At 70.2% G+C, this 23,900-nt stretch carries 19 protein-coding genes; 9 read left to right on the forward strand and 10 right to left on the reverse strand.

The annotated features are described in order from the left end of the window. Nucleotides 1–3 precede the first annotated feature (3 nt). Nucleotides 4–2,691, forward strand: coding sequence for an ATP-binding protein (locus ACIBK5_RS23180; protein ID WP_399021979.1), 2,688 nt, complete (start codon nt 4–6; stop codon nt 2,689–2,691). 191 nt (nt 2,692–2,882) lie between these two features. Here the strand turns inward: ACIBK5_RS23180 and ACIBK5_RS23185 are convergent, their stop codons facing one another. From ACIBK5_RS23185 to aspS, 3 genes are all read right to left on the reverse strand, one after another. Then, entirely contained in the window at nt 2,883–4,226 is a 1,344-nt protein-coding gene (locus ACIBK5_RS23185; RefSeq protein WP_399021981.1) for an MFS transporter, read from the reverse strand. Between the two features lie 161 nt (nt 4,227–4,387). Then, a complete protein-coding gene (locus tag ACIBK5_RS23190) occupies nt 4,388–5,365 on the reverse strand; it encodes an intradiol ring-cleavage dioxygenase (RefSeq protein WP_399021983.1) in 978 nt (325 codons plus the stop codon). Nucleotides 5,366–5,487: 122 nt separating this feature from the next. Then, entirely contained in the window at nt 5,488–7,251 is a 1,764-nt protein-coding gene (gene aspS / locus ACIBK5_RS23195) for an aspartate--tRNA ligase (protein WP_399021985.1), read from the reverse strand. A 177-nt stretch (nt 7,252–7,428) separates the two neighbouring features. Between aspS and ACIBK5_RS23200 the strand changes: the two genes are divergently transcribed. Next, nucleotides 7,429–9,567 (forward strand): SpoIIE family protein phosphatase, encoded by a 2,139-nt coding sequence (locus ACIBK5_RS23200; RefSeq protein WP_399021987.1) that lies wholly within the window; start codon nt 7,429–7,431, stop codon nt 9,565–9,567. On the opposite strand, the gene ACIBK5_RS23205 is transcribed toward ACIBK5_RS23200, so the two are convergent. The 3 genes from ACIBK5_RS23205 to ACIBK5_RS23215 all read right to left on the reverse strand — a co-directional run bounded on the left by ACIBK5_RS23205 (nt 9,522) and on the right by ACIBK5_RS23215 (nt 13,438). Further along, nucleotides 9,522–10,616 carry an AI-2E family transporter gene (locus tag ACIBK5_RS23205; protein ID WP_399021989.1) on the reverse strand — a complete coding sequence of 365 codons (1,095 nt, stop codon included), beginning with the start codon at nt 10,614–10,616 and terminating at the stop codon, nt 9,522–9,524. The genes ACIBK5_RS23200 and ACIBK5_RS23205 overlap by 46 nt on opposite strands. Nucleotides 10,617–10,781: 165 nt before the next feature. Further along, complete coding sequence (locus ACIBK5_RS23210) at nt 10,782–11,759, reverse strand: pirin family protein (RefSeq protein ID WP_399021991.1); 978 nt, start codon at nt 11,757–11,759, stop codon at nt 10,782–10,784. Nucleotides 11,760–11,929: 170 nt separating this feature from the next. Then, a complete protein-coding gene (locus tag ACIBK5_RS23215) occupies nt 11,930–13,438 on the reverse strand; it encodes an MFS transporter (protein ID WP_399021993.1) in 1,509 nt (502 codons plus the stop codon). 144 nt (nt 13,439–13,582) lie between these two features. Here ACIBK5_RS23215 and ACIBK5_RS23220 point away from each other — a divergent pair, with 144 nt between their 5' ends. After that, on the forward strand, nt 13,583–14,323 hold the full coding sequence (locus ACIBK5_RS23220) for a TetR/AcrR family transcriptional regulator C-terminal domain-containing protein (RefSeq protein WP_399021995.1): 741 nt from the start codon (nt 13,583–13,585) through the stop codon (nt 14,321–14,323). A gap of 5 nt (nt 14,324–14,328) precedes the next feature. Here ACIBK5_RS23220 and ACIBK5_RS23225 read toward each other — a convergent pair whose 3' ends face one another. Further along, nucleotides 14,329–14,796: an SseB family protein gene (locus ACIBK5_RS23225; RefSeq protein ID WP_189727101.1), complete on the reverse strand. Its 468-nt coding sequence runs from the start codon at nt 14,794–14,796 to the stop codon at nt 14,329–14,331. Nucleotides 14,797–14,928: 132 nt separating this feature from the next. Between ACIBK5_RS23225 and ACIBK5_RS23230 the strand changes: the two genes are divergently transcribed. The 4 genes from ACIBK5_RS23230 to ACIBK5_RS23245 all read left to right on the forward strand — a co-directional run bounded on the left by ACIBK5_RS23230 (nt 14,929) and on the right by ACIBK5_RS23245 (nt 19,404). Further along, a complete protein-coding gene (locus ACIBK5_RS23230) occupies nt 14,929–15,729 on the forward strand; it encodes an intradiol ring-cleavage dioxygenase (protein WP_399021997.1) in 801 nt (266 codons plus the stop codon). A 135-nt stretch (nt 15,730–15,864) separates the two neighbouring features. Beyond that, complete coding sequence (locus tag ACIBK5_RS23235; RefSeq protein ID WP_399021999.1) at nt 15,865–17,691, forward strand: acyl-CoA dehydrogenase; 1,827 nt, start codon at nt 15,865–15,867, stop codon at nt 17,689–17,691. A gap of 74 nt (nt 17,692–17,765) precedes the next feature. Continuing rightward, nucleotides 17,766–19,064: a M18 family aminopeptidase gene (locus ACIBK5_RS23240; RefSeq protein WP_399022001.1), complete on the forward strand. Its 1,299-nt coding sequence runs from the start codon at nt 17,766–17,768 to the stop codon at nt 19,062–19,064. A 91-nt stretch (nt 19,065–19,155) separates the two neighbouring features. Next, the gene (locus tag ACIBK5_RS23245) at nt 19,156–19,404 is read left to right on the forward strand and encodes a DUF6458 family protein (protein WP_399022003.1); all 249 of its coding nucleotides are present in this window, start codon (nt 19,156–19,158) and stop codon (nt 19,402–19,404) included. A gap of 21 nt (nt 19,405–19,425) precedes the next feature. Here ACIBK5_RS23245 and ACIBK5_RS23250 read toward each other — a convergent pair whose 3' ends face one another. The 3 genes from ACIBK5_RS23250 to ACIBK5_RS23260 all read right to left on the reverse strand — a co-directional run bounded on the left by ACIBK5_RS23250 (nt 19,426) and on the right by ACIBK5_RS23260 (nt 22,286). Next, nucleotides 19,426–21,231 (reverse strand): NHL domain-containing thioredoxin family protein, encoded by a 1,806-nt coding sequence (locus ACIBK5_RS23250; protein WP_399022005.1) that lies wholly within the window; start codon nt 21,229–21,231, stop codon nt 19,426–19,428. Between the two features lie 83 nt (nt 21,232–21,314). After that, nucleotides 21,315–21,782, reverse strand: coding sequence for a GNAT family N-acetyltransferase (locus tag ACIBK5_RS23255; RefSeq protein WP_399022007.1), 468 nt, complete (start codon nt 21,780–21,782; stop codon nt 21,315–21,317). 111 nt (nt 21,783–21,893) lie between these two features. After that, nucleotides 21,894–22,286 carry a cupin domain-containing protein gene (locus ACIBK5_RS23260; RefSeq protein WP_399022443.1) on the reverse strand — a complete coding sequence of 131 codons (393 nt, stop codon included), beginning with the start codon at nt 22,284–22,286 and terminating at the stop codon, nt 21,894–21,896. A gap of 94 nt (nt 22,287–22,380) precedes the next feature. Here ACIBK5_RS23260 and ACIBK5_RS23265 point away from each other — a divergent pair, with 94 nt between their 5' ends. Next, complete coding sequence (locus ACIBK5_RS23265) at nt 22,381–23,394, forward strand: GlxA family transcriptional regulator (RefSeq protein WP_399022009.1); 1,014 nt, start codon at nt 22,381–22,383, stop codon at nt 23,392–23,394. Continuing rightward, a complete protein-coding gene (locus tag ACIBK5_RS23270; RefSeq protein ID WP_189727106.1) occupies nt 23,391–23,882 on the forward strand; it encodes an LURP-one-related/scramblase family protein in 492 nt (163 codons plus the stop codon). Before ACIBK5_RS23265 ends, ACIBK5_RS23270 begins: the two co-directional genes overlap by 4 nt. Nucleotides 23,883–23,900: the final 18 nt, after the last annotated feature.

The following is a 23,900-nucleotide window of genomic DNA, read 5'->3' on the forward strand; positions in this document are numbered from 1 at the left end:
CCGGTGCCCGAGCTCGACTACACCAGCACGACTCTCTGGCGGAGCACCCTTGCCGGGCGCCCGGGCCACGACGCCCACTCCGAGCAGCGGGAACGACTGCGCACGTCCTACGCGGAGCTACGCAAGAAGGCGGCCGTTCTGCTCGAGGAGAACGGCCGCAGCATGCCCGACTTCACCGTGCACGACATCAGCCACGTGGACGCGCTGTGGGAGACAGCCGATCTGATCTGCGGCACCGAGGTGGCACTGAATCCCGCCGAGGCGTATGTGCTGGGCTGTGCCTTCGTGCTGCACGACGCGGCGATGGGAGAGGCCGCGTACGGGACGACCGTGCCCGAGGCGCTCGGAGAGAGGCGGTGGCGCGATCTCGTGTCGGTGGCCTACTACCACCGGGAGGGCTGCTGGCCGGACCGGGAGGAGCTGGACGCTCCCCCCGCCGAGATCGCCGAAGCCTGCGTGGCGACCGCGATTCGCGACACACACGCGGAGCAGGCGAAGCGTCTGGTTGACCAGCCGTGGCGGTCGAGTACCGGCAACGAGATCTTCCTCATCGAGGGGGTGCAGCTGCGGGAGGTGTACGGCCCGCTGATCGGGGAGCTGGCGGCCAGCCACTGGTGGCCCGTGGACCGGCTCTCCGAGGAGTTCCGCCACCCGATCGGTTCGCTGCCCTGGCAGCCCAGCGAGTGGATCATCGAGCCGCTCAAGCTGGCCTGCATCCTGCGGCTTGCGGACGCCACCCAGGTCGACAGCCGGCGTGCTCCCGGCTTCCTGTTCTCCCTGCGCGGACCGCAGGGCATCTCCCGCGAGCACTGGCGGTTCCAGGAACACATCAGCCGCCCCTATCTGAAAGGCGACCGGGTCACCTACAGCTCGCTGCGGCCCTTCCCTCCGCAGGATGCCACCGCATGGTGGCTGGCCCTGGAATACCTGCGCGGTATCGACCGGGAGCTGAAAGCCGTCGACGCCCTGCTGCACGACCTCGGCCGGAGCCGGCTCGCGGCCCGGGCGGTCGCCGGCGTCGACTCCCCGGAGCGCTTCGCGGAACTCTTCCGTGTGCAGAACTGGCGCCCCATCGACGCGACCGTCAAGGTCTCCGACATCCCCGCCCTGGTCGGGACGCTCGGCGGACAGCAGCTGTACGGGAACGTGCCCGAGGTCGCCGTACGGGAACTGATCCAGAACGCCCAGGACGCGGTGCTGGCCCGGCAGACACTGCAGCCCGACTTTCCGCTCGGGCGAGTGGAGATCCGTCTGACCGAGACCGACGGCGACTGGTACCTGGAGGTCCGCGACTACGGCACCGGCATGGATGAGGAGACCCTTGTCCACGGGCTGCTCGACTTCGGCACCAGCGGCTGGAGCTCCGCCAGCGTCCGCAACCGGCTTCCCGGCCTCGCCGACGGCGGATTCCAGCCCAGCGGCCGCTTCGGCATCGGCTTCTTCTCCGTCTTCCTCCTCGGCGACCAGGTGGAACTGATCACCCGCCGCTACGACGCCTCCCTCGCGGACGCCCGCCGCCTCACCTTCGACGGCCCCTCCAGCCGCCCCCTGCTCACGCCCCACGCAGGACAGGGCTGGGTACCGGAGGGCACGACCGTACGCGTGAAACTCAGGACGAGCCCCTACGAACTCCAGGGTCTGTTCAGTCGGACCGACGACGAACGGCTCGCCCAGCTCGCCCAGCGCCTGGTCCTGGAGAACGCGGTGCCAGTCCACACCTGGGAGCCGGGGGCGGCCGACCCCGAGATCCTTCCACCGTTCTCCCTGGCCACCGGGTCGCCGGACGAGGTGTTCGACCGCCTGTACCCGCCCCAGGCGGCGAAGTGGCGTGCCGGAGAGGAGAAGCTGCGCCTCCAGATGCGCGACGACTTCATCAGCAGGGCCACCGAGCTGCTGGACGACAAGGGACGGCGCATCGGGCTCGCCATGCTCTGGAACAGCATGCACTTCCAGAGCCGGCGCGCCTTCTGGGGCACCGTCACCGTCAACGGCTTCCTCGCCGACACGTCGGTCTCCTTCGCCGGCTACCTCGCCGGCCGGCCCAGCCGGGCCTCACGGGACAAAGCCGAGCTGGTCGCCACCCAGGACCAGATGCGGCACTGGATGCGCACCCAGGAACAACGGCTCCGGGACACGGGCCTCTTCGAGGACCCGCTCCAACTCGAACTGGCCTACACCCTGCATAACGCCTTCAACGCGCTCCCCGACGACATCGCCTTCGCACTGACAGGTCAGGGCGTGCTGCGCTTGGCCGACGTGCTCGAATGGGCCGCAGCGCGCAGCGAGATCTTCCTCGCCTTCGGCTGGCCCGTCACCTGGCGGACCCGTCCGCCGGAGCTCTACCACCACCTGTCGGGGAAACGGGTCGAGATCCCCGACAACTGGATCTTCATCTGCCAGATCATCCCCAACCCACCCCTGTCACAGGTCTTCCCGGCCGCGGCCCATCGTGACACCACGTACGAGTTCGCCCGCGACCACACCACGCCGACCTGGCAGAAGCAGTGGTGGCGGACGTCGGGCGATCTGCACGGCCTCTTCATTCGTTACCTGTGCGAGGCCTGGTCCTGCACCGTCGAGTCCCTGCTGGCACCAGTCGAACAACGCAACTGGTCGGACACCTACGTCCTGGACGACGAAACCCTCGGCTCCGTCTCCGGCTATCTCCTCCAGCGGCCGTCAACCACATGACGTGAACGTGTCTGCCGCTCTCGAAGGAGTGGGCGAGGCAGAAGGCAAAGCCGAAGCCTCCTCCGGCCGCTCCCTGACGGCCACGTCGGCTGAGGAACTGTTCGCCGGCGGAGCGGCCGATCCGGACTGACAGTCAGAGACACATACAGGCGCCCGGGGTGACCGCACCCCGGGCGCCTGTATGTCCGTGCTCAGCTCACTGCCGCCTCGCCCTTCACCCCCGTACGACCGCCCGAGCCCGCCTGCGCCCCCCGGTTGGTGTGCCGTACGAACGCCACCCCCACCACCGCCAGGATCGACGCCGCCGACAGCGTGTACAGCCCCCCGTTCGTGCTGCCCGTCGTGTCCTTGAGGTAGCCGAAGAGCGTCGGGGAGACGAAACCGCCCAGGTTGCCGATCGAGTTGACCAGGGCCAGCCCCGGCGCGGCGATCTTCAGGTCGAGGCCCGACTGGGCCATCGGCCAGAACAGCGTGGCCGCGCACTTGCCGCCGACCGCGGCCAGCGTGAGGGCGACGAGGCCGAACCAGGGCGAGCCGAGGGTGGCGAGGAACGTGCCGATGGCGGACAGCACCAGGGCGATCGCCAGGTAGGGGCGGCGGTCCGGGGCGCGGTCGGTGAAGTGGCTCATCGTGTACATCGCGATGACGGCGCAGACCCAGGGGATCGCCGACAGCAGGCCGATCTGGAAGGGCGAAAGACCGCCGATCTCCTCCACCAGGCTCGGCAGCCAGAACGTGATCGCGTAGCCGGTGAGGGCCATCGCGAAGAAGACCGCGGTCAGGACCGCCACCTGCGGGTGGAAGAGCAGCTTCCAGCGCGACACCGACGGCGCGCGGTCACGCGACTCCTTGTCCCGGGCCACCGCCTCGCTCAGCGCGTCCTTCTCCTCCTGCGTGAGCCACTTGGCGTCCTGGATCCGGGAGACCAGGAAGAACCCGGCGATGAAGCCGACCAGGATGGAGAAGGCTCCCTCGAGGGCGAACATCCAGCGCCAGCCGGCGATGCCGCCCGCGCCGTGCAGTTCCAGCAGCGCGCCCGTGATCGGGCCGGTCACGATGTACGCCGTCGCCGAGCCGCCCAGGAAGATCGCACTGGCCCGGCCCCGGCTGGAGTCCGGCAGCCACTGGGTGAAGTACAGGAGCACACCGGGGAAGAAGCCGGCCTCCGCGACACCGAGCAGGAAGCGCAGGCCGTAGAACATCCACACGTTGTGGATGAAGCACATCGCCACGATCACCGCACCCCACGTGATCATGATCCGGGTCAGCCAGACCCGCGCGCCGAACCGTTCCAGCCACATGTTGCTGGGCACCTCGAACAGCGCGTAGCCGATGAAGAACAGGCCCGCGCCGAGCCCGTACGCCGTGGCGCTGACCCCGACGTCGGCCCGCAACTCGTCCTGGACGAAGCCCACGTTCGTCCGGTCCATCTGGTTGACCAGCAGCATCAGGACCAGGATCGGCAGCATGCGGCGCAGGAACTTGCTCACCGCTCGCTGCTCGGCCTCAGGTATGGCGGTCGCGGCTTCTGACATCGTTGTCTCCCTTGCTGTGCACATACGTGAACAGCAATCACGTACGCGTTCTCGAAGGGACCTTATGGAGGCCCGCCTTCCGGGTCAACGGATTGAGCAGAAGTACATGTATGTGAATAGAGGGCGGGCGTCTCGTAGACGACCGCCCTCTATCCCCTCCGTCAGCTCGCGGACGCCGACTCCGACGCCCCCGGCTGGACCGCGTCATCCGTGCCGTCGTGCGCAGCCTCGGGGTCGACACCCATGGTGAGGGTGGCCACGACGCCCTTGGCGATGGCGTTCTTCCGGTACTTGAGCTTCAGCAGCCCGCCCTCGGTCCCGTTGCCCGGGTAGATGGTGTCCTCGTCGAGGGTGGTGCGGGCCGCGGCGTTGGTGGAGTACGGCTCGACCTCGGCAGAGGCCAGCACGGACTCCTCGTCGAAGAAGAGCTGGCCGGTGTGGCAGGTGGTGCCGCCCTCGTAACCGGCCTTGGTCCAGGTGCCGTTGACATGCACCTTGGTGTGGATGTGCACACAGCGGCCCTGGTACCAGCCGGGGAAGACCGTACGGAACTCGACGAAGCCCCGCTTGTCCGTCCGCCAGGTGCCGCGCAGATAGCGCTCGTCGTCGGTGGGCTCCTGGTGGCCCCCGCCCCCGCCGCCGCCACCGTCCGGAGGCGGACCCGTGGGCGTGCCGGTCGGCGTACCGGAGGGCGTACCGGAAGGCGGCGTACCGCCCCCGCCGCCCCCGCCACCACTGCCCATGTCCTCGTAGCCCGAGTACACGCCCAGCGCGTTGCAGTGCCAGATGTCGACGGCCGCGTTCGCGAGGGGCTTGCAGCTCTCGGAGTCGATCACCTTGAGGCGCAGGGTGAGCGGGATGCCCTCCTGGTCCTCGGTGACGTCCCGGCGGAGCTTGTCCGCGTCGATGTAGTAGGGGCCCTCGGTGGTCTCGGAGGTCAGCTTGTAGCAGGCCTCGCCGGCACTCGCGGTAGCCTTCGTCCCCTTGGCGGCCTTCGGCTCCTCCCCGGCGAACGCGCCCGCCGCGAACGTACCGCCGACGCCCGCCGCCACCACCGCGCCGGCGCCTGCGGCGACGACCTTGCGGCGTGTCAGATCCCGTTTGTGTTTCGGCCCTTGGGCCGTTTCCTGTCCCGTCATGGGAAGGGAAGCTAGGGAGCGCGTCTGTCAGGAGCCTGGGTAAGAGCTGGGTAAATGCCCTGGACGCGAAAGTGGCTCGGAACCGGCGTCGGTTCCGAGCCACCTACGGGTGAACCAGAGGCCTACTTCGGCTGCGGCTTGCGCACCGACAGGTGCAGCTCCCTCAGCCGCGTCTCCTCCAGCTCCGTCGGCGCGCCCATCATCAGGTCCTGGGCGTTGCCGTTGAGCGGGAAGGAGATGGTCTCGCGGATGTTGGGCTCGTCGGCGAGCAGCATGACGATGCGGTCGACGCCGGGGGCGATGCCGCCGTGCGGCGGGGCACCGAAGCGGAACGCGCGCAGCATGCCGGCGAACTTCTCCTCGACGGTCTCGCGGTCGTAGCCGGCGATCTCGAAGGCCTTGAGCATGATCTCGGGCTCGTGGTTCCGGATCGCGCCGGAGGACAGCTCGACGCCGTTGCAGACGATGTCGTACTGCCAGCCCAGGATGTCCAGCGGGTCCTGGGTCTCCAGGGCCTCAAGACCGCCCTGCGGCATGGAGAAGGGGTTGTGCGAGAAGTCGATCGCGCCGGTCTCCTCGTCCTTCTCGTACATCGGGAAGTCGACGATCCAGCAGAACCGGAAGACGCCCTCCTCGAAGTGCCCGGCACGCTTGGCGGCCTCGACCCGCACCGCGCCCATGATCTTCGAGACCTCGTCGAACTCGCCCGCGCCGAAGAACACGGCGTGACCGGCCTCCAGGCCGAGGCGCTCGGTGAGGACCTTGACGTTCTCCTCGGTGAGGAACTTGGCGATCGGGCCGGTCAGCGAGCCGTCCTCGGCGACGCGGACCCAGGCCAGGCCCTTGGCGCCCTGCGAGACGGCGTAGTCACCGAGCTGGTCGAAGAACTTGCGGGGCTGCGCCGAGACGTCCGGCACGGGCAGGGCGCGCACGTGCTTGCCGGCGAACGCCTTGAACTCCGAGCCCTCGAACACGTCGGTGATGTCGACGAGCTCCAGCTGGGCGCGCAGGTCCGGCTTGTCGGAGCCGTACTTGAGCATCGCCTCGCGGAACGGGATCCGCGGGAACGGCGAGGTGACGTGGCGTCCGCCGCCGAACTCCTCGAACAGCTCCGTCATCAGCTTCTCTACCGGCTGGAAGACGTCCTCCTGCTCGACGAAGCTCATCTCGACGTCGAGCTGGTAGAACTCGCCGGGCGAGCGGTCGGCACGCGCGTCCTCGTCACGGAAGCAGGGCGCGATCTGGAAGTAGCGGTCGAAACCGGAGATCATCAGCAGCTGCTTGAACTGCTGGGGCGCCTGGGGCAGGGCGTAGAACTTGCCCGGGTGCAGACGGGACGGGACGACGAAGTCGCGGGCACCCTCGGGGGAGGTCGCGGACAGGATCGGCGTCGCCATCTCGTTGAAGCCCAGCGCCGTCATCTTGTGCCGGATCGCCGAGATGACGGCCGTGCGCAGCATGATGTTGCGGTGCATGCGCTCGCGGCGCAGGTCCAGGAAGCGGTACTCCAGGCGCCGCTCCTCGTTGACCCCGTCCTCGGCGTTGATGGTGAAGGGCAGCGGGGCGGCCGCGCCGAGCAGCTCGACGTCGCCGACCTCGACCTCGATCTCACCGGTCGGCAGCTCGGGGTTGATGTTCTCGGCGCCGCGGGAGACGACCTTGCCGTCGATGCGGACGGTCGACTCCTTGGAGAGCTTGTCGAGAGCCTCGTAGGAGGGGGTGCCGGGACGGGCGACGAGCTGCGTGATGCCGTAGTGGTCACGCAGATCGATGAAGAGGATGCCGCCCAGGTCGCGCCGATTGTGCAGCCAGCCACTCAGCCGGACGTCGGTGCCGACGTCAGAGGAGCGGAGCTCGCCGCAGGTGTGGGACCTGTACCGATGCATCGTCGTTCATCCAGTCTTCGCTGATCGGGGTCTGTGTTTCACGTGAAACTGGTCCCCAGCGTACCGGGCACGGCAAGATCGGCTCTCCAGAGTTCTCCAGAGTCCTTCACAGTTAACGATCGAGCACACTTCGCCCTTCGGTGGCAGTGTGCGATCCCCTCTTCTTAAAGTAGGGCAATGCGCACTGGCGAGCCCCTGCCCGCCGTGGGGGAGGCCCTCGCCGCCCTCGCGACCGGCCTCTGGCACTGGGACACCGCTACCGGGCTGGTCACGGTCGACGCCGAGGCGGCACGGCTGCTCGGGCTGCCCGCCGAGCAGGTCAGCCTCACCGAGGCGCAGGCCCGGGCCCGGCTGCACCCGGTCGACTGGAACGAGATCACCGGCGTGGTCCAGCTCGCCGTCGCCGAGGGCACCCTCGCCGAGGTGCGGATCCGCGTCATGGACGAGCAGGGCCGGATCGTCCGGATCGTCCGCAGCCGCTCCAAGCCGTCCTTCGACCGGGTCCACAAGGCGTACCGGCTGATCGGCACCCTCCAGGAGGTCACCGAGCCCACGCCGGGCACCCCGGCCGGGCGCAGCGCGGTCACCGGCGACTGGCGGCGCTCGCGGGAGGCGTTCCTGCTGGACGCGGGCCGGGCACTGGCCGAGGCGCGCTCCACGCAGGAGGTGCTGCGGGTCACGGCCAATCTGTCGATGCCGGGGTTCTCGCCGGACGGGCTCGCGGTCTTCGGCGTGGCGGGCGACCGGCTGACGATCATCGGCCACCACGGGCAACAGCAGGGCGCCGAGAGCCCGTTCTCGGAGATGCCGCTGGACACGGACTATCCGGCCGCCGAGGCGGCGCGCACCGGCCGGGCCGTGTATCTGTCCTCCCCCGAGCAGTACAAGGCGCGCTATCCGCTGACCTGGCCGCTCGCCGAGCGCTTCGGCCGCCGGTCCTGGGCCTTCCTGCCGCTGACCGTGGCCGGCCGCACGATGGGCGCGTGGATGGCCGCCTTCACCTATCCGGTCGCCTTCACACCGGACGAGCGGTCCGTGCTGGCGACGGTCGCGCGGATGCTGGCGCAGGCCCTGGCCCGGGCGGGCGTGGCAGAGAGCGAACGGGCGCTGACCGACGGGCTCCAGCGCACCATGCTGCCGAGGCTCGGTTCGCAGCGCATCCCGGGCATGAGCCTTGCCGCCCGCTACGTCCCCACCGGCGGCGGACTCCAGGTCGGCGGCGACTGGTACGACGTGATCCCGCTGCCGAGCGGGCGGTTCGCGCTGGTCATCGGCGATGTCCAGGGGCATGACGTACAGGCAGCGGGCCTGATGGGCCAGCTGCGGATCGCCCTGCGGGCCTACGCCTCGGAGGGGCACCGGCCGGACGCGGTGCTGTCCCGCGCCGCCCGCTTCCTGCACGGCATCAGCGACGAGGACCCGTCCGACCCGCGCTTCGCGACCTGCGTGTACGTCGAGGTCGACCCGGCGACGGGGGTGCTGGACATCGCGCGTGCCGGGCACCCGGACCCGGCGTTCCGGATGGCCGACGGCACGGTGCTGACGCGGCCGACGTCGGGGGGCCTGCCGCTGGGCATCGACCCGGACGCCGACTACCCCACGACCCGGCTGGCGCTGGAGCCCGGCGAGACGATGCTGATCTGCACGGACGGCCTGATCGAGACCGGCGGCCACGACCTGGACACCGGCTGGCGGCGGCTGCGCGTGATCCTGGAAGAGCACAAGGGCGATCTGGAGGAACTCGCCGACACCCTGGTGCAGGCCGTGCACGGGCCGTCCTCGCACCACACCACCGGCCCGCTGGCCGACCGCCGCGAGGACGACATCGCCATGCTGCTGCTCAGCCGGGAGGGCGAGGGCTGCGGGTGCGGCGACACCATGACCGCGGCGCGCCCGGTGCGGCGCACGGTGCTGACGGTCGCGCAGGCCGAGCCCGAGCGGGTCGGGGCGGCCCGGCAGCAGCTGCGCGAGCTGCTGCACGACTGGGCCTCGCCGGACCAGCTCGACTCGGCGGTGCTGCTGCTGTCCGAGCTGCTGACGAACGTCCTCGTGCACACCGACTCCGACGCGCTGCTCGTCGCCGAGATCACCGGTGCGGTGGGGGAGCGGCGGCTGCGGATCGAGGTCACCGACGGCGGTGACGACCTGCCCCACAAGCGCAGACCCGGGGAGCTGGCGTCCTCCGGCCGCGGCCTGGTGCTGATCGAACTGCTCGCGCACGCCTGGGGGGTGGACCCGCGAGGCGAGGGCAAGAGCATCTGGTTCGAGCTCTACGAGTCCGTGGACGGCTCGGGCGACGGCTCCTGGTCGCCGTAGCGGGTGCGCAGCTCCTGGAGGACGCCGAAGGCGGCGGCGGTGAGCGGCACGGCGAGCAGCATGCCGAGCACCCCGGCGACGGACGCCCCGGCCGTGATCGCCACCATCACCACCGCCGGGTGCATCTGCACGGTCCGGCTCTGGATCACCGGCTGGAGCACATGTCCCTCCAGCACCTGCACCGCGAGTACGACCCCCAGCACCCACAGCGCGATGACGAACCCCCGGTCGGCGAGCGCGACCAGCACGGCCACGGCGCCCGAGATGAAGGCGCCCAGGTAGGGGATGTACGCCCCGACGAAGACCAGCGCGCCCAGTCCCGCCGCGCCCGGCACGTCCAGGACGAGCAGCCCCACGGTGATGCAGAGAGCGTCGATGAGCGCGATGAAGGTGGTGCCGCGCATGAATCCCTCGACGGCGCGGAAGGCCCGCCGCGCCATGGCCTCCAGGGTGTCGGCCGAACCCCGGGGCGCCAGGGCCCGCAGGGTTCCGGTGGCCTTGTCGGAGTCGCGCAGGAAGAAGAAGACGAGCAGCAGCGCGAGCACGGCGATGGCGAGGGACTCGCCGACGACACTGACCCCGCTGATCACACCGGAGGCCGCGGTACCGCCGAACTTGCCCAGCAGCTCCCGCGCGTTGGAGGCGAGGTCGTCCAGCGAGGTCCCGGCGGCCCCGAAGTGCTCGGAGACTCCGCGGGCGGCCTGTCTGAGCGAGGCGACGATCTCGTCCCCGGTGTCGATCAGCGCGGCGACCACGATGTACACGGCCCCGCCCACCACGGCGACCACGGCCACACAGGTGAGCCCGGCCGCGACCGACCGCTGCACCCCGGCCTTCACGAGCCGCCGGTGCAACGGCCCGAGCAGCGCCGTCCCCAGCAGCGCGAGCAGCACGGGCACGACAGCGGTCCGGAACTCGTCACACAGCCGGATCCCGACGTAGACGACCCCGGAGACGAGCAGAATCAGCGCGCACCAGGCGGCCAGGCGCCGCAGGGGGCCCGGGAGAAGCGTCCCGGGCCCGGCCGTGTTCGGATCGGAGTCCTGCACCCCTCCACCCGACCACGCCGGGCGGGGACCGTCCCGTGGGAACGGCCCGCCCGGGTGACGGGGCGTCAGCGCGGTGACCGGATCACCGTTCGCCGCTTGCCGTTCGCCGCTTGCCGTTCGCCGACGGGGGCGTCGCGCGTGCGGCGCCCCCGGCGGTGACCGGTGTCAGTCCTGCGGGCCGCTCGCGGTCATCCCGTGCACCGCCGGCACCGTGCCCAGCCGGCCCTTCTGAAAGTCCTCGAACGCCTGCTGGAGTTCCTCACGGGTGTTCATCACGAACGGGCCGTAGTGGGCCATGGGTTCGCGGATCGGCTGTCCGCCGAGCAGGACGACCTCCATGTCCGGCGTGTTCGAGTCCTGCTTCTCGTCCGCGCGGACGGTCAGCGAGGAGCCCGCGCCGAAGACGGCCGTCTGGCCCGTGTGGACCGGGCGGCGGTCGACGCCGACGCTGCCCCGGCCGGCCAGGACGTACGCCAGCCCGTTGAAGTCCTCGCGCCACGGCAGCGTGAGCTCCGCGCCCGGCGCCAGCGTCGCGTGGACCATCGTGATCGGGGTGTGCGTGATGCCGGGGCCCGCGTGCCCGTCGAGCTCACCGGCGATGACCCGCAGCAGCGCGCCACCGTCGGGGGTGGAGAGCAGCTGGACCGAGCCGCCGCGGATGTCCTGGTAGCGCGGGGCCATCATCTTGTCCTTGGCCGGGAGGTTCACCCACAGCTGGAGGCCGTGGAAGAGCCCGCCGGACATGACGAGATGCTCCGGTGGGGCCTCGATGTGCAGCAGACCCGAGCCCGCGGTCATCCACTGGGTGTCGCCGTTGGTGATGGTGCCGCCGCCACCCTGGCTGTCCTGGTGGTCGAAGATCCCGTCGATGATGTACGTGACGGTCTCGAAGCCGCGGTGCGGGTGCCAGGGCGTGCCCTTCGGCTCACCCGGCGCGTACTCCACCTCGCCCATCTGGTCCATCATGATGAACGGGTCGAGATGACGGTAGTTGATCCCCGCGAAAGCCCGGCGCACCGGGAAGCCCTCGCCCTCGAAACCGCTCGGAGCGGTCGTGACGGCGAGCACGGGACGTGCCACGGCGTCGGTCGGCGCGGTCACGCGGGGCAGCGTCAACGGGTTCTCGACGGTCACTGCAGGCATGTCGGTTCCTCCTCGTGTACGCCCAGTTTAGTTGAGCGTTGAACTTTCTGCTACCCCAAACAGAGAAAACCGGGAGGGCATTCCCAGCGGAGGGCGGCCCGAACCCCGGAAGGCCGACATGCCTGAGGGCCGGCACCCCGATTGGGGATGCCGGCCCTCATACGCCCAGGTCAGGCGACCAGCCGGTGCTCCTCGGCCTCGACGCCCCCGGTCTCGGGCCGCTCGGCCTTGCGGTCCCGCATCACCAGCGTGGCCACCACGGCCGCCGCCAGGACACCGACCGCGCTGATCGTGAAGGTCGTCGACATCGAGGCGGTGAAGGCCTCGCGGGCCGCCCGGACCAGGCCCGTGTCGCCGCCGGCGACGGCCAGGGCCCCGCCGATGGACTCCTTCGCCTGCCCGGGAGCGCCGGCCGGCATCGCGTCGGCGTAGCCGCTGGAGAGCAGGGAGCCGAGGATCGCGATGCCCAGGGCGGTGCCGGACTGCTGGATGGTGTCGTTGAGGGCCGAGCCGACGCCCGCCTTGTCCTCGGGGATGGTGCCCATCAGCGCGGCCACCGCGGCCGGCATCGCCAGACCCGCACCCAGGCCCAGGATCCCCAGCGCCACGGCCGGGACCGTGAACCCGCTGTCGGCGTCGAGCGTGGCCAGCAGCCCGAAGGAGGCGGCCATCAGCAGCATCCCGGCGAGGATGACGATCCGGTTCCCGGCCTTCACGGCGAGCTGGGCCCCGGCGGCGTTGCCGGCCAGCGCGGCGACGGCCAGCGGCAGGAAGGCGAGGCCCGCCTTGACTGCGGAGTAGCCGAGCACGAACTGGAGGTACTGGGTCAGGACGAGCAGCAGCCCGGCGTTGCCGATCTGGACGAGCGAGAGGGAGAGCGAGCCACCGCTGAAGTTGCGGTTCCTGAAGAGGACCAGCGGGACCATCGGCGAGGCGGTGACGTTCTCCCAGACCACGAAGCCGGCCAGGGCGACCACCGCGACGGCCAGGACGAGCAGGGAACGGCCTTCGAAGGCGCCGTGCTGCGGGATCTCGATGATCCACCACACCAGGGCCGTCATGCCCACCGCCGACAGCACCGCGCCCAGCGGGTCCGGCTTCTGCCACGGCGCCTTGGACTCCGGCATCAGCAGCACACCGGCCAGCAGCGCCGCTCCGACGATCGGCACGTTGATCAGGAAGATCGCCTGCCAGGCGAAGTGGTCGATCAGCACACCGCCGAGGACCGGGCTGCCGACGAGCCCCAGCATCGACACCGAGCCCCATGCCGCCATCGCCTTGGGCCGCTCGTCCTCCTCGAAGACGGTGATCAGGATGGACAGCGTCGACGGCATGATCAGCGCCCCGCCGACCCCCATGACGATCCGCACCGCGATCAGCTCACCCGGCGTGGAGCAGAACATCGCCCCCAGCGAGGCCGCCCCGAAGAGCGTCAGGCCGATCAGCATCACCTTCCGGCGCCCGAACCTGTCCCCCAGGCTTCCCGAGGTCAGCAGCAGTCCGGCGAAGACCAGGATGTAGGAGTCGAGGATCCACTGCATGCTCTGGGCGCTCGCCCCGATGTCCTCGGTCAGCGTGGGCACCGCCACCGTCAGCGCCATGTTGTCGACGACCAGCACGAGCGTGCTGAGGCAGAGCACCACCAGGATCCACCAGCGGCGTGGATTACGAGCGTCCATGTCAGTTTCCCCTCCCGCAAACACCGTTCCTTCGATGCGAACACTGTACGCACAGCGGAACAGTGTGCGCAACCCTTGAGTTCTGTACGCTGAATGCGCACGCTGTTCGCACACGGCCGGAGCCGAGCGCCAGGAGGAGAGTCGATGCCCAAGAGCACGAAGACGACGGAGAAGAACCCGATCCCGTCCGTATGGACCCGTGAGCAGCGCCGCCCCGACCAGCCGGCACTCAGCAGGGACGCGATCGTGCGGGAGGCGATCGCGATGCTCGACGCCGACGGCATCGAGGCGCTCAGCATGCGCAAGCTCGGCGCCCGTCTGAACGCGGGCGCGACATCGCTGTACCGGCACGTCGCCACGAAGGACGAGCTGATGGAGCTCGCGGTGGACGAGGTCGCCGCCGAGATCCACGTCCCGCCGGCCGGCGGCCCCGACTGGCGCGCGGCGGTGACCGAGGCGGCGGGATCCTTCCGTACGACCGCGCTACGGCACCCCTGGCTGACCCTGGTCCTGGGCCAGGCCGGGCTCGCCTACCTCGGGCCCAACTACATGACGTTCTCCGAGCGGCTCGCGGCGCTGTTCACCGCGGCGGGGTTCCCCGAGCCGAGCCGGGCGATCGACGCGGTCTTCTCGTACGTCATCGGCATGTCCACCACGGAGGCCGCCTGGCTCACCACGGTCGCCCGCTCGGGCGAGACGGAGCCGGAGTTCGTCGCGCGGCTGCTGCCCGCGGCCCGCGAGGCCTCGGCCGGCTACGACCACCTGGCGGCCGCCGACGCACGGACCGCTGACCAGCCCGTCGACCCCGCCCGGATCCGGGACGACAAGTTCACCTACGGCCTGGAGGTCGTCCTGGACGGCCTGGCCCTGCGCCTGCCGAAATAGGCAGGTCAGCCGCCATACATCCGGCGCATCGCGAACTCGACCATCTGCTCGACGGCCTTCGCGTCGAACACCATCCGGTGCTCGCCCTCCATGTCGAGGACGAACCCGTAGCCGGTCGGCAGCAGGTCCAGCACCTCGGAACCGGTGATCACGAAGTACTTGGACTCCTTGCCCGCGTACCGGCGCAGCTCCTTGAGCGTGCTGAACATCGGGATCACCGGCTGCTGGGTGTTGTGCAGCGCGAGGAAGCCGGGGTTGTCCCCGCGCGGGCAGTAGACCTTCGACGTAGCGAAGGCCTGCTGGAAGTCCTCGGCCGCCATCTGCCCGGTCGTGAACGCGCGCACCGCGTCCGTGAGGGAGGGCGGGGACGGCTCGGGGTACAGCGGCGGCTGTTGCCCGTATCCGCCGGACATCGGCTGCTGCGGAGGGGCGTACTGCGCTTGCGGGCCCGCTGTCTGGTCGTAGCCGTACATGAGCGCAAGGGTACCGAGAGCGGCGGGGCGGACGGGCGGGTACGGCCGGTCTGCCCGGTACGGAAAACCGACAGCGAGTCGACAGCGGCAGCACGGTGGATCGCGGGGGCCGGTGCTCCTAGCGTCGACGGTATGAACGCACGCGACGCCGAGGGTCCGCACGAGCACGACAGAGGCCTCTCCTACGACCTCCCCGTCCTCGCCCGCCGCCGGATGATCCGGCTGATGGCGGGCGCGGGCCTGATTCCGCTGGTGGGCTGCACCTCGGAGGAGAAGACCCCGGCGGCCTCCTCGTCCGCCGGCTGCGCGGAGATCCCCGAGGAGACGGCCGGTCCCTTCCCGGGCGACGGCTCCAACGGTGTGAACGTCCTGAAGGAGAGCGGGGTCGTCCGCAGTGACATCACCCGGAGCTTCGGCGACTCAGCGGGCGGCACGGCCGAGGGGACACCCCTGACGATCACGCTGACCGTGGTGGACGCGGCCTCCGGCTGCGACGCCCCGAAGCGGGGCGCCGCCGTCTACCTGTGGCAGTGCGACCGGGACGGCGCCTACTCCCTGTACTCGGAGGGCGTCACCGAGGAGAACTACCTGCGCGGCGTCCAGGAGACCGACGGCGCGGGCCGCGTCACCTTCAGGAGCGTCTTCCCCGGCTGCTACCCGGGCCGCTGGCCGCACCTCCACTTCGAGGTGTACGGCAGCCTGGCCGACGCCACGGAGGCCACGTCGATCACGAACACCTCGCAGCTCGCCTTCCCCAAGGACGTCTGCGACGCGGTGTACGCCACGGAGGGCTACGGCGAGAGCGTGCGGAACCTGAGCGGCCTCTCCCTGGAGAGCGACGGCGTCTTCAGCGACGGTCACGACCGTCAGCTGGCCACGATGAGGGGCAGTACCGGGGACGGCTACACCGCGGAACTGACCGTTCCGGTGTGACCTGTCACAGATGACAGGTTCGGGGTTGCTTCTTATTACCGACGGGTAGCATCATCGTAGCTACTTGTTGGTACGTGAACTAGCGCGAGGATCCAGTGCCTCGCCGATCTCTCTACGGAGCCGGGAGCCGTCGCCATGGGGCACTACAAGTCGAATCTCCGCGACATCGAGTTCAACCTCTTCGAAGTACTCGGGCGGGACAAGCTGTACGGCACCGGTCCGTTCGAGGAGATGGACGTCGAGACCGCGAAGAGCATCCTGGAGGAGCTGACCCGCCTCTCGGAGAACGAGCTGGCCGAGTCCTTCATCGACGCCGACCGCAACCCGCCGGTCTTCGACCCGGAGACCAACACCGCGCCCGTCCCGGCGTCCTTCAAGAAGAGCTACCAGGCCTTCATGGACTCCGAGTACTGGCGGCTCGGCCTGCCCGAGGAGATCGGCGGCACCACCTCGCCCCGCTCCCTGATCTGGGCGTACGCCGAGCTGATCCTGGGCGCCAACCCGGCCGTGTGGATGTACTCCTCGGGCCCGGCGTTCGCCGGCATCCTCTTCGAGGAGGGCAACGAGGTCCAGAAGCACATAGCCAAGGTCGCCACGGAGAAGCAGTGGGGCTCCACGATGGTGCTCACCGAGCCCGACGCGGGCTCCGACGTGGGCGCCGGCCGCACCAAGGCCGTGCAGCAGGAGGACGGCTCCTGGCACATCGAGGGCGTGAAGCGCTTCATCACGTCCGGTGAGCACGACATGTCGGAGAACATCCTCCACTACGTGCTGGCCCGCCCCGAGGGCGCCGGCCCCGGCACCAAGGGCCTGTCCCTCTTCCTCGTCCCGAAGTACCTCTTCGACTTCGAGACCGGCGAGCTGGGCGAGCGCAACGGCGCCTACGCCACGAACGTCGAGCACAAGATGGGCCTGAAGGCGTCCAACACCTGCGAGATGACCTTCGGCGACCAGCACCCCGCCAAGGGCTGGCTGATCGGCGACAAGCACGACGGCATCCGCCAGATGTTCCGCATCATCGAGTTCGCCCGGATGATGGTCGGCACGAAGGCGATCTCCACGCTGTCGACGGGCTACCTGAACGCGCTGGAGTACGCCAAGGAGCGCGTCCAGGGCCCGGACCTCGCGAACTTCATGGACAAGACCGCGCCCAAGGTCACCGTCACCCACCACCCCGACGTGCGCCGCTCGCTGATGACGCAGAAGGCGTACGCGGAGGGCATGCGGGCGCTGGTCCTCTACACGGCTTCCGTCCAGGACGAGATCCAGGTCAAGGAGGCCACGGGCGAGGACGCCTCCGACCTGGAGGCCCTGAACGACCTGCTCCTGCCCATCGTCAAGGGCTACGGCTCCGAGAAGGGCTACGAGCAGCTCGCCCAGTCGCTCCAGACCTTCGGCGGCTCCGGCTTCCTGCAGGAGTACCCGATCGAGCAGTACATCCGGGACTCCAAGATCGACACCCTCTACGAGGGCACCACGGCGATCCAGGGCCAGGACTTCTTCTTCCGGAAGATCGTCCGCAACCAGGGCGCCGCGCTGAACTCCCTCGCCGAGGACATCAAGAAGTTCCTGGCGCTCGGCGAGGGCGGCGAGGAACTGGCCGGTGCCCGTGAGCACCTCGCGAAGGCCGCCGTCGAGCTGGAGGCGATCGTCGGCCTGATGCTGACCGACCTCGCGGCCACCGAGCAGGACGTCAAGAACATCTACAAGGTGGGCCTGAACACCACCCGCCTGCTGATGGCCTCCGGTGACGTCGTCGTCGGCTACCTGCTGCTCAAGGGCGCCGCGGTCGCCGCCGAGAAGCTGGAGACGGCCTCCGCCAAGGATGTGGCCTTCTACACCGGCAAGATCGCGGCGGCGAAGTTCTTCGCGGGCAGCGTCCTGCCGGGCGTCACCCTGGCCCGCAAGGTCGCCGAGGGCGTCGAGCTGGACCTGATGGAGCTGGACGAGGCCGCGTTCTAGATCATCACGTCCTCCGTCCGAGGGCCTGTTCCCTTCCCCGGGAACGGGCCCTCGTCCGTCGTTAAGGTGAACCCATGACCGAACGAGCCCGCTTCGACCGCGGCCACACCGACGACCTCATGACCTTCCTGGCGGCGAGCCCGTCGCCGTACCACGCCGTGGCCACGGCCGCCGAGCGACTGGAGAAGGCGGGCTTCCGGCAGGTCGCCGAGACGGACGCCTGGGACGGGACGCACGGCGGCAGGTACGTGCTGCGCGGCGGCGCGATCGTCGCCTGGTACGTGCCGGAGGGCGCCACGCCCCACACGCCGTTCCGGATCGTCGGCGCCCACACCGACTCCCCCAACCTGCGCGTCAAGCCGCTCCCCGACAGCGGGGCGCACGGCTGGCGCCAGGTGGCCGTGGAGATCTACGGCGGGCCGCTGCTCAACTCCTGGCTGGACCGCGACCTGGGCCTCGCCGGCCGCCTCACCCTGCGCGACGGCTCGACGCGCCTGGTCGACGTCGACCGGCCGCTGCTGCGCGTCCCGCAGCTCGCCATCCACCTGGACCGCTCGGTGACGGCGGACGGCCTGAAACTCGACAAGCAGCGGCACCTGCAGCCCATCTGGGGCCTGGGCAACGACGTCCGCGACGGCGACCTGATCGCCTTCCTGGAGGAGACGGCCGGCCTCCCCGCGGGCGAGGTCACCGGCTGGGACCTGATGACGCACTCCGTGGAACCGCCCGCCTACCTGGGCCGCGACCGCGAGCTGCTGGCCGGCCCCCGTATGGACAACCTCCTCTCGGTGCACGCCGGCACGGCGGCCCTGGCAGCGGTGGCCTCGTCGTCGTCGAAGCCGGCGTCCATCCCGGTCCTGGCCGCCTTCGACCACGAGGAGAACGGCTCCCAGTCCGACACCGGCGCGGACGGACCGCTGCTCGGAAACGTGCTGGAGCGCTCGGTGTTCGCCCGCGGCGGCTCCCTCGAGGACCGGGCCCGGGCCTTCGCCGGCACGGTCTGCCTGTCCTCCGACACGGGTCACGCCGTCCACCCCAACTACGCGGAGCGCCACGACCCGACGCACCACCCGCGCGTCAACGGCGGCCCGATCCTCAAGGTCAACGTCAACAACCGCTACGCCACGGACGGTTCGGGACGCGCCGAGTTCGCGGCGGCCTGCGAGCGGGCGGGCGTGCCCTTCCAGTCCTTCGTCTCCAACAACTCCATGCCCTGCGGCACCACGATCGGCCCGATCACCGCCGCCCGGCACGGCATCAGGACCGTCGACATCGGCGTGGCCATCCTGTCGATGCACAGCGCGCGTGAACTGTGCGGCGCCGACGACCCGTTCCTCCTGGCGAACGCGCTCACCGCGTTCCTGGAGAGGTAGAACAGGCCGTCACCGCATGGGTGTTCCCCACCGGGGTACCCGGTGTGCGGGCCGGAACGACCGGACCGGACCGTACAGGGAGGCGACACACATGGGCCTCGGCGGATGCATCATCCTCATCGCCGTGGGAGCCATCCTCACGTTCGCGACCGACTGGGACATGCAGGGGGTCAACCTCGACCTGGTCGGCATCATCCTGATGATCGTCGGACTGATCGGCGTCACGACGTTCAGCAGCATCGCCAGGCGCCGGCGTGTGGTGGTGCCCCCGACCACGCCGGTCGTGAACGACGGACGACCCCACACGCGCGACGGCTACAGCGACGGGTACGGGGTGTGACGCCCTGGCAGATCCCGCGGATCAGGCGTCCATCCCGGCCAGCACCAGCGGAAGCCGGTCCGTCCCAGCCTCGGTGAGGCGGACGGGGACGCCCCAGTCCTGCTGGTGGACATGACAGGCCGGGTACTCGTTGGCCGGGTCGTCGTCGCAGGAAGCCGCCATCGCGGAAACGTGCAGCACGCCCTCCGCCACGGCGGGGTCGAGTTCGAGGGCGCGGGACAGGTCTGTTCCCGCGCCCTCGCCGCTGCGCAGCAGCTCCGGCGGGGTGGACGAGACGAGCAGGCGGGTGGAAGGCCCGTAGCGGGTGTCCAGCTTCTGTCCCGCCGGAGCCTGGAAGATCACGTCCAGCCGAAGTCGCCCCGGGGCCACTTCGGTGGCTTCGCGCTGCGTGCGGTGAGCGACCTCGGCGACCTTCACGGCCTCCTCCGGCAGCCGCAGCCTGGTCAGCCGGTGCCGGGCCGACTCCACGACCACGATGTCGTCGCCGACGAGCACGGCGTCGCTGGGCTCACGCAGGTCCGTGGCGAGGGTCGTCACCTCGCCGGTCGCGGGATCGTAGCGGCGCAGGACGTGGTTGTAGGTGTCGGCGACGGCGACGGACCCGTCCGGCAGGGCCGTGACACCCAACGGGTGCTGGAGCAGGGCCTGTTCGGCGGCACCGTCCCGGTGGCCGAAGTCGAAGAGGCCGGTGCCGACGGCGGTGTGGACGGAGCCGTCGGGCTCCACCCAGCGCAGGGCCGAGGTCTCCGAGTCGGCGAGCCAGAGCCGCTCGGACGTGGCGGCGAGCCCGGACGGCTGGGCGAACCAGGACTCGGTCCCCGGCCCGTCGACGAGGCCCTCGTTGGTGGTTCCGGCCGTGACCGCGACCGTGCCGTCGGCGGGGTCGTACGCCCACAGCTGATGCACACCGGCCATGGCGATCCACACCCTGCCCTGCCACAGGGCGACGTCCCAGGGGGAGGAGAGGTCGACCTCACGGGCCGGGCCCGAGGTGGGTGAGCCCTGCCACCACTGCCGGCCCGTGCCGGCGAGGGTGGTGACCTCACCGGTGGCGAGGTCCAGCCGCCGCAGCGCGTGATTGACGGTGTCGGCGACGACCACGGAGTCATCGTCGAGAAGCGCTAGCCCCTGAGGCTCGTTGAAGGCGGCAGTGCCTTCGCCGCCGTCGGCGAACCCGCGCGCCCCGGACCCGATCCTCCGCACCACGCTCTCGCCGTCCTCGGCGAGTTCCACCAGCTGATGCCGGGTGGTGTCGCTGACCAGGAAGTTCCCCGACGGCAGCGGCACGGCCTTCCCCGGGAACCGCAACGCCGTCGGCTCCGGCTCCGGCGCCACATACGGCCCGTCGCCCCGCCGCAACGTGCCCTTCGCCGCGTGCTCGTCCTCCAGCTCCCCCACCAGCCGCTCAATGGCGTGCACATGCCCCTCACCGGCATGCTGGGCGACCACATACCCCTCGGGGTCGATCACGACGAGCGTCGGCCAGGCCCGCACGGCGTACTGCTTCCAGGTGGCCAGCTCCGGGTCGTCGAGCACCGGGTGCTCCACCCCGTACCGCTCCACGGCGTCGACGACCGCCTGATGCTCGGCCTCGTGCACGAACTTCGGCGAGTGCACCCCGATGACGACGACCGTGTCCGGGTGCTTCTCCTCGAGCTCACGGAGCTCGTCCAGGACGTGCAGGCAGTTCACGCAACAAAATGTCCAGAAATCAACAATGACGATGCGGCCGCGCAGTTTCGCAAGGCTCAGTTCCTGGTCACCTGTGTTGATCCAGCCGCCCTTGCCGATGAGCTCGGGGGCCCGGACACGTGCGCGTTTTGCCATTCCTCCAGCCAATCACACCTGCGCGGACGTGGATCCGTCGCACGATCCCGGATCAACGAACGGTGTGACGCGGTAGGCCGTGATCAGGCTGGTCGCGCAGGCGCGGCATAGCAATGCACGGTCACGGTCTCGGTCGGACTCCATTGCTGATCGACGGTGGCCAGCAAGCTCCAGCCCAGCCGTTCGTACAGAGCCGCTGCCGCGATGTCGGAGGCCACGACATCGAGCACCGGGTGCAGATCGCGTTCCCGTGCCTCCCGCACCGCCTGTGCCATCAGCAGCGCACCGATCCCTTTGCCCCTGGCCGCCGGAGCGACGAACAGGCGGCTGACCACGGCGGTCATCTCGGCACTCAGGCCCGTACGCCTGCTCCACAGGCCAGGGGCCGCGTCCCCTGACTCGCTACGGGACAGGCCGATGTGACCAAGGATCCGCCCGTCCACCTCCGCCACCCAGGCCGCGAGCAGTGACGGCTGCGACAGCCAGCCGACGGGGTGGTCCGGCCAGTTCACCGGATAGCCGTCGGCTTCGTGGACGTCAGCGAGCACCAAGACGCACTCGTCGAGGTCCGACTCACCGCGACGCCGGACAGGACGGATCAGCGGTCCGTCAGCCGCGAGGACACTCCTTCGATTCACCGCAGCATGGAAGCACAGCCGGCCCTAGGTCAGCGCGTGCCCCGTCGTGGCATCCACGTGGGCCGGGATCTCGTCGTGGTGGTCGCCGACCGTGAGGGTGCCGGTGGGTTCGAAGAGCAGGATCTCCGTGGGCACGGAGGCGTTCGGCTTGTGCTCGGTGCCGCGCGGGACCGTGAAGACGCTGCCCTTCGGCAGGACGACGGTGCGCTCGCCGGACGGTTCGCGCAGGGCGATGTGCAGCTCGCCTTCGAGGACGAGGAAGAACTCGTCGGTGTGGTCGTGGACGTGCCAGACGTGTTCGCCCTCGACCTTCGCGACGCGGACGTCGTAGTCGTTGACGGCGGTGACGATACGGGGGCTCCACTGCTCGGAGAAGGAGGCCAGGGCGTGGGCGAGGGAGACGGGTTCCTGGGTCATGGAGACGGGTTCCTGGGTCATGGAGACGGGTTCCTGGGTCATGAGGGGATCCTGCGGGGTGCCGGGCATGCCGCGCGAGTGCTAGGAATCGCACATGGCGAAAGAATCCTCGCAGCGCACATCCTCGCAGCGCCCGCACCGGGTCGCCGTGATCGTCGACGAGGGCACCAACCCGTTCGAGGTCGGGGTGGCCACCGAGCTGTTCGGGCTGCCGCGGCCCGAACTGGGGCTCCTGGGGCCGTTGTACGAGGTGACGCTGTGCGCGCCCGCGCCGGAGATCCGGATGAACCACGGCTTCTTCACGCTCACCGGAGTCGCCGGCCTGGACGCCGTGGCGGAGGCGGACACGCTGGTCGTGCCGGGCCGGCCGGACAACGTCGTCCCGCGCGTCCCCGCCGTCCTCGACGCCATCCGGCGCGCACACACGCGTGGCGCCCGGGTCGTGAGCTTCTGCACCGGCACCTTCGCCCTCGCCGAGGCCGGGCTGCTGGACGGGCGGCGGGCGGCCACGCACTGGCGCTGGGCGGACTCCTTCCGCCGGCTGCATCCCAAGGTGCTGCTGGAGCCGGACGTGCTGTTCGTCGACGAGGGCGACATCCTCACCGCCGCCGGCAGCGCCGCCGCCCTCGATCTCGGGCTGTACGTCTGGCGGCGTGACCACGGCGCCGAGATCGCCAACCACGTCTCCCGGCGGCTGGTCTTCGCCGCGCACCGCGACGGCGGGCAGCGCCAGTTCGTGGAGCGGCCCGTGCCGGAGGTGAAGGACGAGTCCCTGGCCCCTGTGCTGGAGTGGGCGCAGGAGCGGCTGGGCGAGCCGCTGACGGTGGCGGACCTGGCCGCACGCGCGCGTGTCAGCCCCGCCACGCTCCACCGCCGCTTCCGCGCACAGCTCGGGACGACGCCGCTCGTCTGGCTGACCGGGGAGCGGGTGGCGCTGGCCTGCCGGCTGATCGAGCGGGGCGAGGAGCGGCTGGACGTGGTGGCGGCCAGGAGCGGGCTCGGTACGGCCGCCAACCTGCGCACGAGCCTGCGGCGGGCGACGGGACTCAGCCCGTCGGCCTATCGGCGGCGTTTCGGAGCGGGCCGCGGGGAAGCCCTGGTCTCATGAGATTCCTCGTGTACGACCGGCTCCTCGGCTTCGGTGACGACTACTGGATCGAGGACGAGCGCGGCAGCAAGGTGTTCCTCGTCGACGGCAAGGCCCTGCGGCTGCGGGACACCTGGGAACTGAAGGACACCCAGGGGCGCGTCCTCGTCGACATCCACCAGAAGATGCTCGCCCTGCGCGACACGATGGTGCTCCAGCGGGCCGGGGAGCCGCTGGCGACGATCCGCAGGAAACGGCTGTCCCTGCTGCGCAACCACTACCGGGTGTCCCTGGCCGACGGCAACGAACTGGACGTCAGCGGCAAGATCCTCGACCGGGAGTTCGCCGTCGAGTACGACGGGGAGCTGCTCGCGGTGATCTCCCGGCGCTGGCTGACCCTGCGGGACACCTATGGCGTGGACGTGGTCCGCGAGGACGCCGATCCGGCGCTGCTGATCGCCGTGGCGGTGTGTGTCATCCACCTGGCGGAGAAGGAGCGGGAGGACTGAGCCGCCCGATACCGTGTC

The organism is Streptomyces sp. NPDC050546 (assembly GCF_044457425.1).
Taxonomy (GTDB): Bacteria; Actinomycetota; Actinomycetes; order Streptomycetales; family Streptomycetaceae; genus Streptomyces.